This is a genomic window from Streptomyces sp. NPDC050548 (assembly GCF_044457385.1).
Taxonomy (GTDB): domain Bacteria; phylum Actinomycetota; class Actinomycetes; order Streptomycetales; family Streptomycetaceae; genus Streptomyces.
Window position 1 is genome coordinate 854,291 of sequence record NZ_JBITGV010000001.1, and the last position, 13,165, is coordinate 867,455.

Consider the following 13,165-nt stretch of genomic DNA (forward strand, 5'->3'; position numbering starts at 1 on the left):
GATTGAGAGACCATGTCCGAAAACTCCGGATACTCCGAGAAGGACGTCCAGCGCGAGGTCAGCGAGCTGGAGGGCAAGTCGACGACCGCGTCCCGGCTGTTCGATCTGCGGTTGATCATCGGGGGGTTGTTCGTCGTCTACGGCGTGATCGTCACGATCGCCGGGATCAACCCGTCGGATTCGTCGCTGGACAAGTCCGAGGGGGTCAACATCAACCTGTGGACCGGGATCGCGATGTTGCTGCTCGGGATCTTTTTCCTGGGGTGGCTGAAGCTGCGACCCACACCTCCGGTGGAACTGGCGGAGGTCGCGGAGAAGGAAGACGGGGCTTAGGTCGTCTGCCGGGTACGGGTGGGCTGTGGCTGGTCGCGCCCGCAGCCAGGTGTATCGACGCCCGCAGCGACCCGGCCACCATCGACCCGTACTGCGGCTAGCGCACTGCGGTCACCAGCAGCGTGTCCGCGGTGCGTGGTCCCTCGACGGTCGACGGCAACACGTCAACTCCCGTTTCGGTGAACCCGGCCTCGTCCAGGACCTTCACCCAGACCTGCTCCTGAAGCACCCACCGGCGCATCGTGACGGCTTCCCCCTCCGGCGTCTTCGCCGGGACAGCGGCGGCCACCACGTCCGCCTGCGCGGGGGCGCCGCTCAGATAGTGCGCGAGAGTGGAGAACACCAGACGTCCGCCCGGCTTGAGAGCACTGGCAGCCGCGGGAAGCAGCTCACGGGGGTCGGTGAAGTCGAGGGCGCCGAAGACGCTGTAGAGCACGTCGTAGGTATTGATCGTTGCCTTCAGGTGCGACACGGCGTCGGAGGCCACGATGCACAGACGTGGTGCGAGGTGACCGAACAGGTCGACGGCCATCTCGTGCTGGCCCGGTGAGGCGTCCACGGCAACGACCCGGGCGGGTTCGTGACGTCATCCATAGGCTGGCGAAGGAACTGTGAGGCGCACCGTGATCATCCCCGACAACTGGCAGAAGTCGTCCTTCTCCGGAAGCGGCGACGGCAACAACTGCGTCGAACTCGCCACCACCCCCACCACCCTCCACCTCCGCGAAAGCGAAACCCCCGCCACCTTCCTCACCACCACCCCCACGGCCCTCGCAGCCCTCCTCCAGGCCATACGCGCCGATCGTCACCGCTGACCCGTATCCACGCCCAGCGACTCCAGGAACGGCAGGTACGCCGCCTCGGTCCTTCGGGCGTCGCGACGGACGTATGTGCGGACGTCGTTCCGCTCGGTGCCGTCGTAGATGTCCGTGAGGAAAGCAGCGGGCCTGACATCGAAGAAGGCGTCCAGCCAGCGGTAGCGCCTGCGCGCACCGGGCGGGCCGATGACGGTCCAGGCCCAGTGCAGCGCCAGCAGCGCCGTGGCTGGGTCCCGTGTCAACTGGCCCTTGCGGACGGACCGTAGGACAGCCGCGTGTTCGCGTCTGCTCATGGCCTCCCACGTGACGCGGGACTCCTCCCGCACCCACCGCCGATCCATTACGCTTCCGGGCCCGCCGAACTGGTCAGTGGGCCCGCCCGGTCCAGCAGGCCTGTGCGGGCCGCCAGGGCCGCCGCCTCCAGTCGCGAACCCACCCCCAGCTTCATCAGGACCCGCTGGACGTGCGTGCGGGCCGTCGACGGTGCTATGCCCATGCCGGCGGCGATCAGGCGGGTGTCCTCGCCGTCGGCCACCCGGACCAGGACCTCGACCTCCCTCGGCGTGAGCATCTGCAAGAGTCGTTGGCCCTCGTCGTCGGGCTGGGCCGCCGGGTTGAGCAACTCGCTGAAGGCGCCTTGCAACAGCAGTGGGGCTACGGCCGCCTCGCCCGCCCTCGCCTTCATGATGGCGCGTTCCACGCCCTCTATGCGCTCGTCGTGGCGTACGTAGCCCGAGGCGCCGGCCGCGAAGGCCGCGGCGATGCCGCGGGGGCTCGGGACCGGGCCGAGGACCAGGACCGCCACCTGCGGGCGTTCCCGTTTGATCTTCACCACCGGGTCGAAGATGCCCGGTTCGGCCGGTGTCGCCGTGCCCAGCAGGCACACCTCGGGCGCGCGGGTGATCACCAGTTCCGCCGCGCCCGCCGCGGGCGCCGCCGCGGCCAGCACCCGGTGTCCCCGCAGCTTCAGTGCCGAGGCCAGTGCCTCGGCGAGCAATCGGTGGTCGTCGACCACCATCAGCCGCACTCCCATCGAGCAACCCCCCAGTCCCCCCAATGGATGCCCACTATGGATGCCCACTGGTCCCCAAGAACAGAGGGCCCCCAGCACCCCCGTTCTTCATGCCCCCGGAAGCTACACGCTTGTTCGACGTTGCGCTGCCCCTACTGGAGAGAAGTGCCCCGGATCGACGGACTTTTTCGCATTCCGGGGCATTCACACATGAGGGGAGGGGTGGTTCAGCCTGTGGTGCCGAAGGCGATCGCCAGGTCCTTGTCGTCGGTGGAGGACGACGAGGGCTTGTCCGCGTAGACCGCCGACATGTACAGCCGGCCCTCCGCGTAGAGGATCTCCGCGTAGTCCGGCAGGAAGCTGGTCTCCGCGTCCCGTACCGTCTCGGTGCTCGGGTTCTCCAGCAGCGTCGTCTCCTTGAAGGAGTCGCCGTCGATGCTGACGATCTGGCCGCCCTTGTCGTAGGGCGGGTACTTGTAGGCGAGCAGGTTGCTGCCGTCCATGCGCAGCGGGGTGATGGTGTAGCCGTCGCCGGCGTCGGCGCGCTGGCCGGTCTGCTTGCCGGTGGCGAGGTCGAAGGCGACGATCTCGTTGGTCTTGCTGTAGGAGTCGCCGGAGCCGTCGTGTTCCTCGGTGGGGACGTACAACCGGTCGTTCCCTACGGCGAGTTCGGTGCAGGCCTCGACGCGGGTGATGCCGTCGCAGCGGGCCGCGTACTGCTTGCCCGGTGCCGAGATGTGGGCGCGCAGGGCGCCGGTCCTGTTGTCGATGGAGAAGAAGTCGGAGATGCCGCTGCCGTCGCCCGCGCTGTCGCCGACGTCGGCCGCGACGACCAGCGGGTCGGTCGACACGATGCTGGCGTACTCGATGCCCTGGGCCATCGTGTAGTCCGAGAGCACCTTCCCGGAGGTGGGGTCGATGGTCTGGATGTGCAGGGTGGGCGAGTCGTACGTGCCGCACTTGCGGACCGCGACCAGTTTGGCGCCGCCGCCGTAGCCGTCGTCGTAGCAGTCGGCGACCTTCGGGCTCCACAGGACCTTGCCGGTGGCGATGTCGAAGGCGGCGCCGCCGTTGGTGCTGCCGACGGCGACCGTGTTGGCGCTGACGGTGACGTTCTCGAAACTGATCGGCTGGTCACCGGAGTTGGCGGTCTTGGTCCACAGTTTGGTGCCCGCGTTCAGGTCGATCGCGGCGATCTGGCTGCAGCCGTTCGAGGGCTTGGCCTTGGTCGGCATGGCGGGCTCGTAGATGATCGCCGTTCTGCCGTCGGTGGTGGTGTTCCTGGTGGCCTGGCAGACCGGGCCGGGGAGTTTGATCGTCCACAGCTTGGCGCCGGAGTCGCGGTCGTAGCCGTCGATCTCGGCGGCCCCGCTCTTGGCGTACACCTTGTCGGTGAGCCAGGAGCCGGTGGTCACCATGGTGTCGGCGACCTTGGGCATCGGGACCTGGAAGAGGACCTTGGAGGCGGTGTCGGCGGGCACCTTCTCCTTGCCGCCGGACGTGGTGCCACCCGTACCGCCCTTACTGTCGGAGGGAGTCGAGTCGGCGCTGGTCCTCTTGGCGTCGGCCTTGTCGTCCTTGCCGGACGAGGACGAGTACCAGATCCCGCCGCCGACGATCAGCGCGATCGCCACGACCGCCGCCGTGATGATCACCGCGGACGCCCCGAACTTCCGTCCGCCGCCGCCCGGTTGACCCGGCTGCGGGTGCAACGGCATGGTCGGCTGACCGGGCTGGCCCGGCCCCGGGTAGCCGTAACCGGGCTGCTGGCCATAGGGGTTGGGCTGCTGACCGTACGGCTGCTGCGGGGGCTGCGCGTACGGGTTGGGCTGCTGGCCGGGGTAGCCGTAGCCCGGCTGCTGGGGCGGTGGCGGGGGCGGCGCCTGCGGGTAGCCGTAACCCGGTGGGGGCGGGGGCTGCTGCGGGGGCTGGTCCTGGGGCGGGCCGAAGCCGCCCGGCTGCGGGGGCTGGTTCGGCGGGGGCGGGGGCGGCTGGGTCATGACGGGTACCTCGGGGACGGGTCGACGGAGGCGAACAGGACGGCGGAAGGCGTCACTTGCCGTAGGCGAGCATCAACTTCTCCTTCGTGTCGTCATTGCCGTTCAGCCGGGTCGACGAGATGTAGAAGCGCCCGTCGACGTAGTCGACGTCCCGGGAGAAGAAGCTCGACTCGATCTTCGCGGTGCCCGCCGGCAGCTGGAGCAGCTTCGTCGTGGTGTGCGAGGAGCCGGTCGTCGGGACGGACACGACCTGGCCGCCCGCGTCGTAGGCGGCCTCCACGTAGGCGATGAGCTTGCCGCCCTCGACCTTGACCGGCAGCATCGACTCGTCCTCGGGCGACTTGACGCGCCACTTCTCCTTGCCGGTGGCGAGGTCGATCGCGACGATCTGGTTGGGGCCGGTCGTCGCGGCGGTCGGGAGGTAGAGGGTGTTCGCGTCGGCCGCGACGTCCTCGCAGCCCTGCAGATCGTCGTTGAAGGTGCCGCAGCCGGCCGCGAAGGACGCCTTGGAGTCGACCTGCGAGCGGACGGAACCGTCGCTCTTCAGCGTCGAGATGTTCCAGTGCTTGTTGTCCGCGTCGGTCATGTAGAGGACGACGGGGTCCACGGAGTACACGTGGGAGACCGTCCAGCCCTTGGGGATCGCCTTCGTCCACTTGGCGCCGCCGGTCGCCGGGTCGAGTTCCTGCACCTCGTCGTGCGCGGTGTCGGAGCCCGCCCCGCAGGACGAGACCACGAGCAGCCTGCTGCCGCCCGCGAAGGCGGACGGGAAGCAGGCCGCGCCGTACTTCTTCTTCTCGTAGAGCTGCTTGCCGGTGGCGAGGTCGTAGGCCACACCCGACTGCGAACGGCCCACCATCAGGGTCTTGCCGGTGATGGTCAGTCCGATGCTGAGCGCGCTGTCGAACAGGTCGCCGTCCGCGACGGTCGCGGTCCAGCCCTTCGCCCCGGTGTTCAGGTCGAGTTGCTGGAGGTGGTTGCACTTGGCGCTGTCGCTGACACCGCTCATGTACGCCACCACGATCTTGTCGCCGGCCGACTTCTCCGGGGTGACCGCGCAGATCTTCTGGGGGAAGGTGATCGTGGGCCAGGTCGGGTTGCCGTTGCCCACGTTGTAGGCGACGACCTCCTTGTACGCGGCCTTCACCGCGGTCCTGCCGGTGATCCACATGCCGGGGGCGTCGGCGCCGGAACCGGGCGCGTCCGGTGCCTCCTTGTACCAGAGCACCTTCGCCTCGCCGGACTTGCGGCCCTCGTTGAGGTTCTCGGGGTCCTTGCCGCCGTCGCCGCTGCCGTCACCGGGGTTGGCGGGGTCGTCGGCGCTGCTCGTGCCGGAGGCCGTGGGGCTGCCGCTCTTCTCCGCGACCGGCTTCTTGTCGTCACCGCCGCCGGTGACCGCCCACACCGTGCCGCCGACGACCAGCAGCCCGGCGACCGCCGCCGCGATCAGCAGGGCGGGCCTGCCCTTGAAGGGGCCGCGGCCGGAGGGGGGTTGGGGCGGGGCGAACTGCGGTGGCGGGGGCGGGGGGTAGCCGTAGCCGCCGTTGGGGCCGGCCTGTTGGGGCGGCTGACCGTAGGGGCCGGGCTGTTGCGGCTGGGCGTACGGACCCGGCTGCTGCGGATTGCCGTAGGGACCGGAGTTGTACGGACCCGGCTGCTGCGGATAGCCGTAGCCGGGCGTCGGCTGGACGGGAGCGCCGAATCCGCCGGACGGTGGCTGTGGCGGTTGGTTCGGCGGCGCTCCGTAACCGCCGGACGGCGGCTGTTCGGGCGGCTGAGTCATCAGCGGCTCCCCCTCGTTCACTGATTTTTAGCCACGCTCCGAGGTTCGCGAAGGACCCGGAGGCGCATTCAAGCAGGTCTCAGACGGCCCTTTCTATCACTCGGCTGTCCATGGACAACGGGCCGGTTCACCCCTGTACCCAAGGGAGAACCGGCCCGTGACAGCGCCGTTATGCGCCTTCACTCACCCTTCACGCGTCCTCGGCGAGTTCCAGCCACCGCATCTCCAGCTCCTCGCGCTCGCCGCCCAAGTCCCTTAGCTGCGCGTCCAGTTCGGCCACCTTCGCGAAGTCCGTGGCGTTGTCGGCGATCTGGGCGTGCAGCTTGGCCTCCTTCTCGGAGACCTTGTCCAACTGCCGCTCGATCTTCTGGAGTTCCTTCTTCGCGGCCCGCTGGTCGGCGGCGCTCACGGCGGGCACGGCCTTCTCCACGACGGGGACGGCAGCGGCTGCCGCCTCCTCCATACGGTGGCGCCGCTCCAGGTACTCGTCGATGCCGCGCGGCAGCATCCGCAGGGTGGCGTCGCCGAGAAGGGCGTAGACCTTGTCGGTGGTGCGCTCGACGAAGAACCGGTCGTGGGAGATCACGATCATCGAACCGGGCCAGCCGTCGAGGACGTCCTCCAGCTGGGTCAGGGTCTCGATGTCGAGGTCGTTGGTGGGCTCGTCGAGGAAGAGGACGTTGGGCTCGTCCATGAGAAGCCGCAGCAGCTGCAGCCGTCGCCGCTCACCACCGGACAGGTCCCCGACCGGCGTCCACTGCTTCTCCTTGTTGAAGCCGAACGTCTCGCACAGCTGCCCGGCGGTCATCTCCCGCCCCTTGCCGAGATCGACCCGCTCCCGCACCTGCTGCACGGCCTCCAACACCCGCAGCGTGGGCTTCAGTTCGGCCACCTCCTGCGAGAGATAGGCCAGCTTGACCGTCTTCCCTACGACGACCTTGCCGGCCACCGGCTGGGTCTCGCCGTCGCTGCGGGCGGCGTCGGCGAGGGCACGCAGCAGGGAGGTCTTTCCGGCGCCGTTGACCCCGACCAGGCCGACGCGGTCGCCGGGACCGAGGTGCCAAGTGATGTGCTTCAGAAGGACTTTGGGCCCGGCCTGGACGGTCACGTCCTCCAGATCGAAGACCGTACGGCCCAGCCGCGACGACGCGAACTTCATCAGCTCGCTGGTGTCGCGCGGCGGCGGCACGTCCGCGATCAGTTCGTTGGCGGCCTCGACGCGGAAGCGCGGCTTCGACGTACGGGCCGGGGCGCCCCGGCGCAGCCAGGCCAGCTCCTTGCGGACCAGGTTCTGCCGCTTGGTCTCCTCGGTGGCGGCGATGCGCTCGCGCTCGGCGCGGGCGAAGACGTAGTCGGTGTAGCCGCCCTCGTACTCGTAGACGTCGCCCTTCTGCACGTCCCACATCTGCGTGCAGACCTGGTCCAGGAACCAGCGGTCGTGGGTCACGCAGACGAGCGCGGAGCGCCGCTCGCGCAGATGCTGGGCGAGCCAGGCGATGCCCTCGACGTCGAGGTGGTTCGTCGGCTCGTCGAGGACGACCAGGTCCTGGTCCTCGATGAGCAGCTTGGCGAGCGCGATACGGCGGCGCTCACCACCGGAGAGCGGGCCGATCACGGTGTCGAGCCCCTGCGGGAAGCCGGGCAGGTCCAGCCCGCCGAACAGTCCCGTCAGCACATCGCGGATCTTGGCGTTGCCCGCCCACTCGTGGTCGGCCATGTCCCGGATGACCTCGTGGCGGACGGTCGCCTCCGGGTCGAGGGAGTCGTGCTGGGTGAGGACGCCGAGGCGCAGTCCGCCGGAGTGCGTGACACGTCCGGTGTCGGACTCCTCCAGCTTGGCGAGCATCCGGATCAGCGTGGTCTTGCCGTCTCCGTTGCGGCCCACGACCCCGATCCGGTCCCCTTCGGAGACACCGAGCGAGACACCGTCGAGCAGGGCACGGGTGCCGTACACCTTGCTGACGTTCTCGACATTGACCAGGTTGACGGCCATTTCTCTCCTGACAGGGGGGACGGTCAGCCTCCCAGGGTAATGCGCGGCGGAGGGCTGGGGATCCGTGCAGGTCAGGGGGGGTGGCGTGGGTCGTCTGGCGTGCCGTCGCGGCTGGTCGCGCCCCTGCGGCGAATGCCGCCGAAGGAGCACGATGAAGATCCGTAGACGGTGGTCAGGGTGTGCGCAGGGCGTCGAACGCAGCCCTCACGCGGGAAGGTCCGTATGCGGCGAGTGCCCAGAGGGCGGTGATCCTCGCGGCTCCGGTCCACAGGTTCTCGGCGGCCGTGGGCGGGCGGAAGGCGTGGACGTTGAGCTGTCGCTCCGCGAAGGGGCGGTGGTCGAGGTAGCGCAGGCCGCCGGTGCCACAGAGATAGGTGCCGGCGCCGACGGCGGTGGTGAGGTCGGCCAGACGTACCGAGCGGTCGGATGAAGCGGCGAGGTCGCTGCTGCGCACGATGGTGCCGCGCCAGCCCAAGAGGTTCAGCAGGGCGCGGGTGGTGGCCTCGGCGACGGCCGCTGTGCCGACGCCCTCGGCGAGGGAACGGACGACGGGTTCGAGTGAGGCATGCAGCAACTGCCAGTGGGGGCTGGCGTGGTAGTGCTGCGCGGGCAGCTGGCCGAGGCGGCGGGCACTGCGCCGCGGGTCGGCGAGTCGGGCATCGCGAATCAACGTTGCGCGGCCGTGCGGGAGGCGGGTTTCGACAGACAGCCACTGCTGCCGTTGTGGGTCGTCGAGCGCGGCGAGGCGAGCGCGGTGTTGGTAGTCGCGGCGGACGAACTGGACGTCGTCGAGGACCACCCACACATTGGCCGTGTAGAGCTTCGCCAGAGTGGAAAGACGGGGCAGCAGGTTGGGTTGATGGATCGCGCACGAGCCCACCGGCCGCGTACTCGGGCGCGCGGCACTGTCAGGCAGGCAGGAGCCAGCTGTCGTAACCGCGGACGCGGAGACGGTCGAAGGCATCGCGGACCCTTTCCGGAACGTGCTGCTCGATGGCGAAACCACGCTTGGGGTACTCCATCACCCTCTCCATGTCGCCCATCAGCATGTCGATGAACTGCTTCTCGTCGGCGTGGGTCGTGACGTACTCGTCGAACGACAGCGACTGGGAGACGCAGACCGGCTCAACCTCGGGCCACAACTTGCGGCATGTCGCGTAGGCGCGGCGCTGCATGTAGGGCATGGAGATCAGCAGCACGGTGGTCACCGCGATCCCCGCGTTCTCCAGCACCTCGCGGGAGAAGCCGATGTTCTGGCCGGTGTTGGTGGCCTTCGGCTCCAGAAGGATGGCCTCGTCCGGCACTCCGAGGGAGAGCGCGTGCTCGCGGTAGTGGACGGCCTCGCCCCGGGGAAACCGCTCCCTGGTGGCGCCGCTGATGTCACCGGTGAAGGCCACGACCGGGAACATACCGGCGTGGTACAGGTCGGCGGCGGCGCCGGCCACACCGAGATCGAGGCTGCCGAGGGCGATCGCGGCGGAGCAGGGCCGCAGCTCGTGACCCATCTGGTGGAAATCCCAGAGCGCGCGGGCGTCGGCCCGGTCCGCGTCACTGATCGTGGCCTCCTGACGGTCGGTCACGTGTACTCCTCGCTGGTGCGGACGGTCTTGATGCTGCGCAGTTGGTGTTTCAGGCGCGAACTGCGCGAGGAAGCCGGCGTCACCGCCGAAACCTGGCGCCCCCTCGGCGCGTACGCCATCACCCTGAACTCCATCGCCCGCGTCCACCTGTTCCTGGCCGAAGGCCTCACCTTGGGACCGCAGCAACTCATGCCGAGCGAAGCGGACTTCAAGGTGATGTGGTGGCCGATGGACGATGCGATCCAGGCTGCCGCCCAGGGGCGTTTCCTGCTCCAGGGCGGCCCCCTGGCGCTGCTGCTCGCTCAGCAGGTCAACGGGCCGCTGCTGACCTGACCTCGCTCAGCAGGTCGTACATCGTCTGGCCCGGGCAGTCCGTCTGGAGCCAGTCCCGGTGGCCGCTGATCGTCTCGTTGTCCTTCTTCACGCCGTTGACCGGGTTGGTGTAGGTGATCTTTGCCTGGGGGTCGAGGCCCTTGAAGCGGGCGATGACCTTGATCAGGCGGATCAGGGAGGACTTGGCCGCATCCGTGGGGGCCTGGGACACCAGGTTGCCGATGAGGGCGATGCCCAGGTTGCCCGAGTTGAAGCCTGCCGTGTGGAAGGCGGTGACCAGGTTGCCGTCGGGGTTGAAGGCCGGGACGAGATCGTCGCCGGAGTAGCGGCCCTCGTAGACGACGCCCGCCTCGTCGATGAGGAAGTGATAGCCGATGTCGCCCCAGTCGAGGGTCACCGCGTGGTACTCGTAGATCCCTCTGACGGTCGCGGCCGGGTCCGGGTCGGCGTTCGGGGTGTCCGTGTGGTGGACCGTGATCGACTGCAACGGGTAGTACGCCTCGGGCGAGTTGACCTTGCCGTCCTTGTACCGCTTCGACTCGTCGGCGCCCCAGGCCGGGCGCGAGAGGTAGCGGACGCCGCGGACTCGGGTCGGCTCGGACGGTACGTGGAAGGTGTGGTCCGGGCCTCGGGTGCAGTCGATGGCGGCCGTGCGTACGTCCGTCGCGCCTGGCGGTGTCCTCACCTCGTACGTGGTGGCCTCGTCGGCCGCGATCAACGCCGTACCGCCGCCGTCGATCGTCGCGCAACCGGTGCCGGTCTGCTGCCAGTCGCCGTCCGCGAGGCGGATGCCGGCGCCGGCTGCGTCGCCGGTCCAGCGGAGGCCGACGTAGGACGCGGCGAAGGTCGTGGTGGTGGGGGTGGTACCGGTGGCGGTTGCCGTACGGGTGGCCGGGAAGGTCTCCGGCTTCGTGCCCGACGGGGTCGTGTCGGGGGTTGAGTCCGAGTCTGAGCCGGAGTCGGTGGCCGCGAACACCACCGGAGTGAGGGCGGCCCCGGCGGCGACGGCTCCGGCGGCCCCTATCGCGCCGCGACGCGAGAGGGACCGCCTTCTGCGGTGGGACGGGGTGGGGGACGACGGTGTGGGGGTGTCGGACACGGAACTGACCCTTCCAGCAGTGCACTTGAAGTATCGAACGAACCTATCCGCCCCATCCGCCCCACCTGTACTGCTATTGCGGTACATCTGTGTGGAGATGGTGCGGAGGCGGCAAGGGTGCGGGGGTGCCTCAGGCACCTGCCCCCCGCAGTCGCTGCTGCGGGACCAGAGCCGACGCCGGTGCCAACCCCCGCCCGCCGGTGGCCTGTTGCACTTCGCCCACCGGCATGTCGTCGCGCATCAGGCCCTCGGGGATGAGTACGGCGGCCGTGACGCCGCCGCTGCGCGAGTGCCGTATCTCGACGCGGAGGCCCTGGCGTTCGCGCAGTCGGTTGACCACGAAGAGGCCGATCTGCTTGGCGTCGAGGAGGTCGACCTTCTCGGACTGGATCTTGCGGTTGGCGTCGGCCAGCGCGTCGTCCTTCATGCCGAAGCCGCTGTCCTCGATCTCGATGAGGACGCCCTCCCGCAACCGGGCCGCGCGCAGCTGTACTTGGGTGCTGGGCGGGGAGAACGCCGTTGCGTTCTCGACGAGTTCGGCGAGCAGGTGGATCACGTCGGCGACCGAACCGCCGTTCAGCGACACCTTCGGTACGGCCCAGATCTGCACCCGGGACGAGTTCTCGATCTCGGCGACGGCCGCGCGCAGGATGTCGGTCAGCGGGATCGGGTCGCGCCAGCCCCGGCCGGGCGCGATGCCGGAGAGGATCAGCAGGCTCTCGGAGTGGCGGCGCATCCGGGTGGCCAGGTAGTCGACGCGGTACAGCTCGTGGAGTTCGGCCGGGTCGCGCTGGCGGCGCACCATCGCGTCGAGCAGGTCGAGTTGGCGGTGGAGGAGGACCTGGCTGCGGCGGGCGAGGCTGACGTAGACGCCGGAGATGCCGCTGAGGAGTTCGGCGCGTTCGGAGGCGGCCCTGAGGGCGGCGCGCTGGACTGCGGTCAACGCGGTGCCGACCTGGGCGAGTTCGTCGCCGGCGAGGCGGCGGATGGGGGCCTCGGCGTCGATGTCGACGCCCTGGCCCGCGTGCAGTCGGCGCATGGCCCGAGGGAGGCTGTGGCCGGCCACTTCGAGGGCGGAGTTGCGCAGGTCGAGGAGTTCGACGATGAGGCCGCGGCCGACGAGCACGGAGACGAGCAGCGAGAGCAGCACGCCGACCAGGCCGAGGACGACGGCGATCCCGGAGGCGCCGAGCGTGTCCCAGCCGAAGGGGTCGGCGGCGGCCGTGGCTCCCGTACCGGCCTTCGTCTCGGCCGCGTCGAGCCCGGTGAGCACTCCGCCCGCGGCGGAGTCCCAGCCGCGCAGCAGTCCGGCGGACACGGCGGAGGTGCCGGGGCCCGCGCTGCGCACCCGGTTCTCGACGGCCTGGAACTGGGCGTAGCCGGTGCCGTCCAGGACCTTGCGGTACGCCGTCCGGTGGGCGGCCTTGAGGTCGGCGACGGCGGGTTCGAGCAGTTCGCGCTGGGTGGCGACGGCGCCGACGAACAGCGCGTACTGCTCCTTGGTCAGTTCGCCCCCGGTGCGGGCGGCGCCGAGCAGTGCCTGTTCCTGGGCAACTGCCTCGCGGGCCCTGGAGAGTTCGAGCACTACGCGCGCCTCGGAGGCGTCGGCAGCGGTCTTGTCGCCGGTGAGGGCACCGGTGACGGAGAAGCCGTGCTCGACGATCGCCGAGTAACCGGCGTAGGTGGCGGTCGACTTGGCGCCCTTGGCGGTGGCGCTCGTGCGCAGCGCCGCGAGGCCGTCGGCGTCGGCCTCCAGTTTGTCGATCCGGCCGGGCAGCGAGGAGTCGATGAGTGCCGCGTCGGAGCTGGAGTCGTTGACACCGTCGCGGAGCGCCGCGGCGGCCGTGTCGGTGGCCTTCGTGGCGGCCTTGAAGGCGCCCGGGGCGTCCGCGCGGCGCAGGGCGGCGGTCCGCTCGCCCTGCACGGCGGTGATGAACTCCGCCACGGGGGTGAGGAGTTCGGAGTTGACGTCCTTGGCGGTCTCGGTGTCGGCGATGCTCGACGCGGTCGTCACCGCGGCGAAGCCCCAGAGGGCCATCAGGGACACGACGGGCAGCATCAGCAGGGCGACGATCTTCGCGCGGACGGATCTGGGGCGCAGTCGGGCCGGTGCGCGGAGGACACGCATGGGGGACCTCGTTCGGGAGGGGAAGTGCGGGTGGTTCGAACGGCGGTGGCCGCCGGGGGAGTTGGCGGTCCGGTGCCGTGGGGAGA

Annotated in this window: 12 protein-coding genes and 1 pseudogene; 3 read left to right on the top strand and 10 right to left on the bottom strand. The window is 69.7% G+C overall.

The window, feature by feature from the left end:
* Positions 1-12 precede the first annotated feature (12 nt).
* Complete coding sequence (locus ACIBJH_RS03995; RefSeq protein ID WP_399115240.1) at positions 13-333, top strand: hypothetical protein; 321 nt, start codon at positions 13-15, stop codon at positions 331-333.
* A gap of 97 nt (positions 334-430) precedes the next feature.
* On the opposite strand, the pseudogene ACIBJH_RS04000 reads toward ACIBJH_RS03995, so the two are convergent.
* Positions 431-898 (bottom strand): annotated as a pseudogene (locus tag ACIBJH_RS04000) (class I SAM-dependent methyltransferase); the annotation flags it as partial.
* A gap of 46 nt (positions 899-944) precedes the next feature.
* Here ACIBJH_RS04000 and ACIBJH_RS04005 point away from each other — a divergent pair.
* Positions 945-1,148, top strand: a complete 204-nt coding sequence (locus ACIBJH_RS04005) for a DUF397 domain-containing protein (RefSeq protein WP_399115241.1) — start codon at positions 945-947, stop codon at positions 1,146-1,148.
* Here ACIBJH_RS04005 and ACIBJH_RS04010 read toward each other — a convergent pair.
* From ACIBJH_RS04010 to ACIBJH_RS04040, 7 genes are all read right to left on the bottom strand, one after another.
* Positions 1,139-1,444 carry a hypothetical protein gene (locus tag ACIBJH_RS04010; RefSeq protein ID WP_399115242.1) on the bottom strand — a complete coding sequence of 102 codons (306 nt, stop codon included), beginning with the start codon at positions 1,442-1,444 and terminating at the stop codon, positions 1,139-1,141. The two genes, ACIBJH_RS04005 and ACIBJH_RS04010, sit on opposite strands and share 10 nt — an antisense overlap.
* Positions 1,445-1,491: 47 nt before the next feature.
* Entirely contained in the window at positions 1,492-2,184 is a 693-nt protein-coding gene (locus ACIBJH_RS04015; protein WP_399115243.1) for a LuxR C-terminal-related transcriptional regulator, read from the bottom strand.
* A 206-nt stretch (positions 2,185-2,390) separates the two neighbouring features.
* A complete protein-coding gene (locus ACIBJH_RS04020) occupies positions 2,391-4,163 on the bottom strand; it encodes a PQQ-binding-like beta-propeller repeat protein (protein WP_399115244.1) in 1,773 nt (590 codons plus the stop codon).
* Positions 4,164-4,215: 52 nt separating this feature from the next.
* On the bottom strand, positions 4,216-5,946 hold the full coding sequence (locus ACIBJH_RS04025) for a PQQ-binding-like beta-propeller repeat protein (RefSeq protein ID WP_399115245.1): 1,731 nt from the start codon (positions 5,944-5,946) through the stop codon (positions 4,216-4,218).
* A 190-nt stretch (positions 5,947-6,136) separates the two neighbouring features.
* Positions 6,137-7,939, bottom strand: coding sequence for an ABC-F family ATP-binding cassette domain-containing protein (locus ACIBJH_RS04030; protein ID WP_399115246.1), 1,803 nt, complete (start codon positions 7,937-7,939; stop codon positions 6,137-6,139).
* Between the two features lie 172 nt (positions 7,940-8,111).
* Positions 8,112-8,819, bottom strand: a complete 708-nt coding sequence (locus ACIBJH_RS04035; RefSeq protein WP_399115247.1) for a WbqC family protein — start codon at positions 8,817-8,819, stop codon at positions 8,112-8,114.
* 28 nt (positions 8,820-8,847) lie between these two features.
* On the bottom strand, positions 8,848-9,519 hold the full coding sequence (locus ACIBJH_RS04040) for a YdcF family protein (protein WP_399115248.1): 672 nt from the start codon (positions 9,517-9,519) through the stop codon (positions 8,848-8,850).
* Between ACIBJH_RS04040 and ACIBJH_RS04045 the strand changes: the two genes are divergently transcribed.
* A complete protein-coding gene (locus tag ACIBJH_RS04045) occupies positions 9,520-9,852 on the top strand; it encodes an NUDIX domain-containing protein (RefSeq protein ID WP_399115249.1) in 333 nt (110 codons plus the stop codon).
* On the opposite strand, the gene ACIBJH_RS04050 is transcribed toward ACIBJH_RS04045, so the two are convergent.
* Positions 9,830-10,831: an N-acetylmuramoyl-L-alanine amidase gene (locus tag ACIBJH_RS04050; protein ID WP_399115597.1), complete on the bottom strand. Its 1,002-nt coding sequence runs from the start codon at positions 10,829-10,831 to the stop codon at positions 9,830-9,832. The genes ACIBJH_RS04045 and ACIBJH_RS04050 overlap by 23 nt on opposite strands.
* 250 nt (positions 10,832-11,081) lie before the next feature.
* Complete coding sequence (locus ACIBJH_RS04055) at positions 11,082-13,079, bottom strand: nitrate- and nitrite sensing domain-containing protein (protein ID WP_399115250.1); 1,998 nt, start codon at positions 13,077-13,079, stop codon at positions 11,082-11,084.
* Between the last annotated feature and the right edge of the window lie 86 nt (positions 13,080-13,165).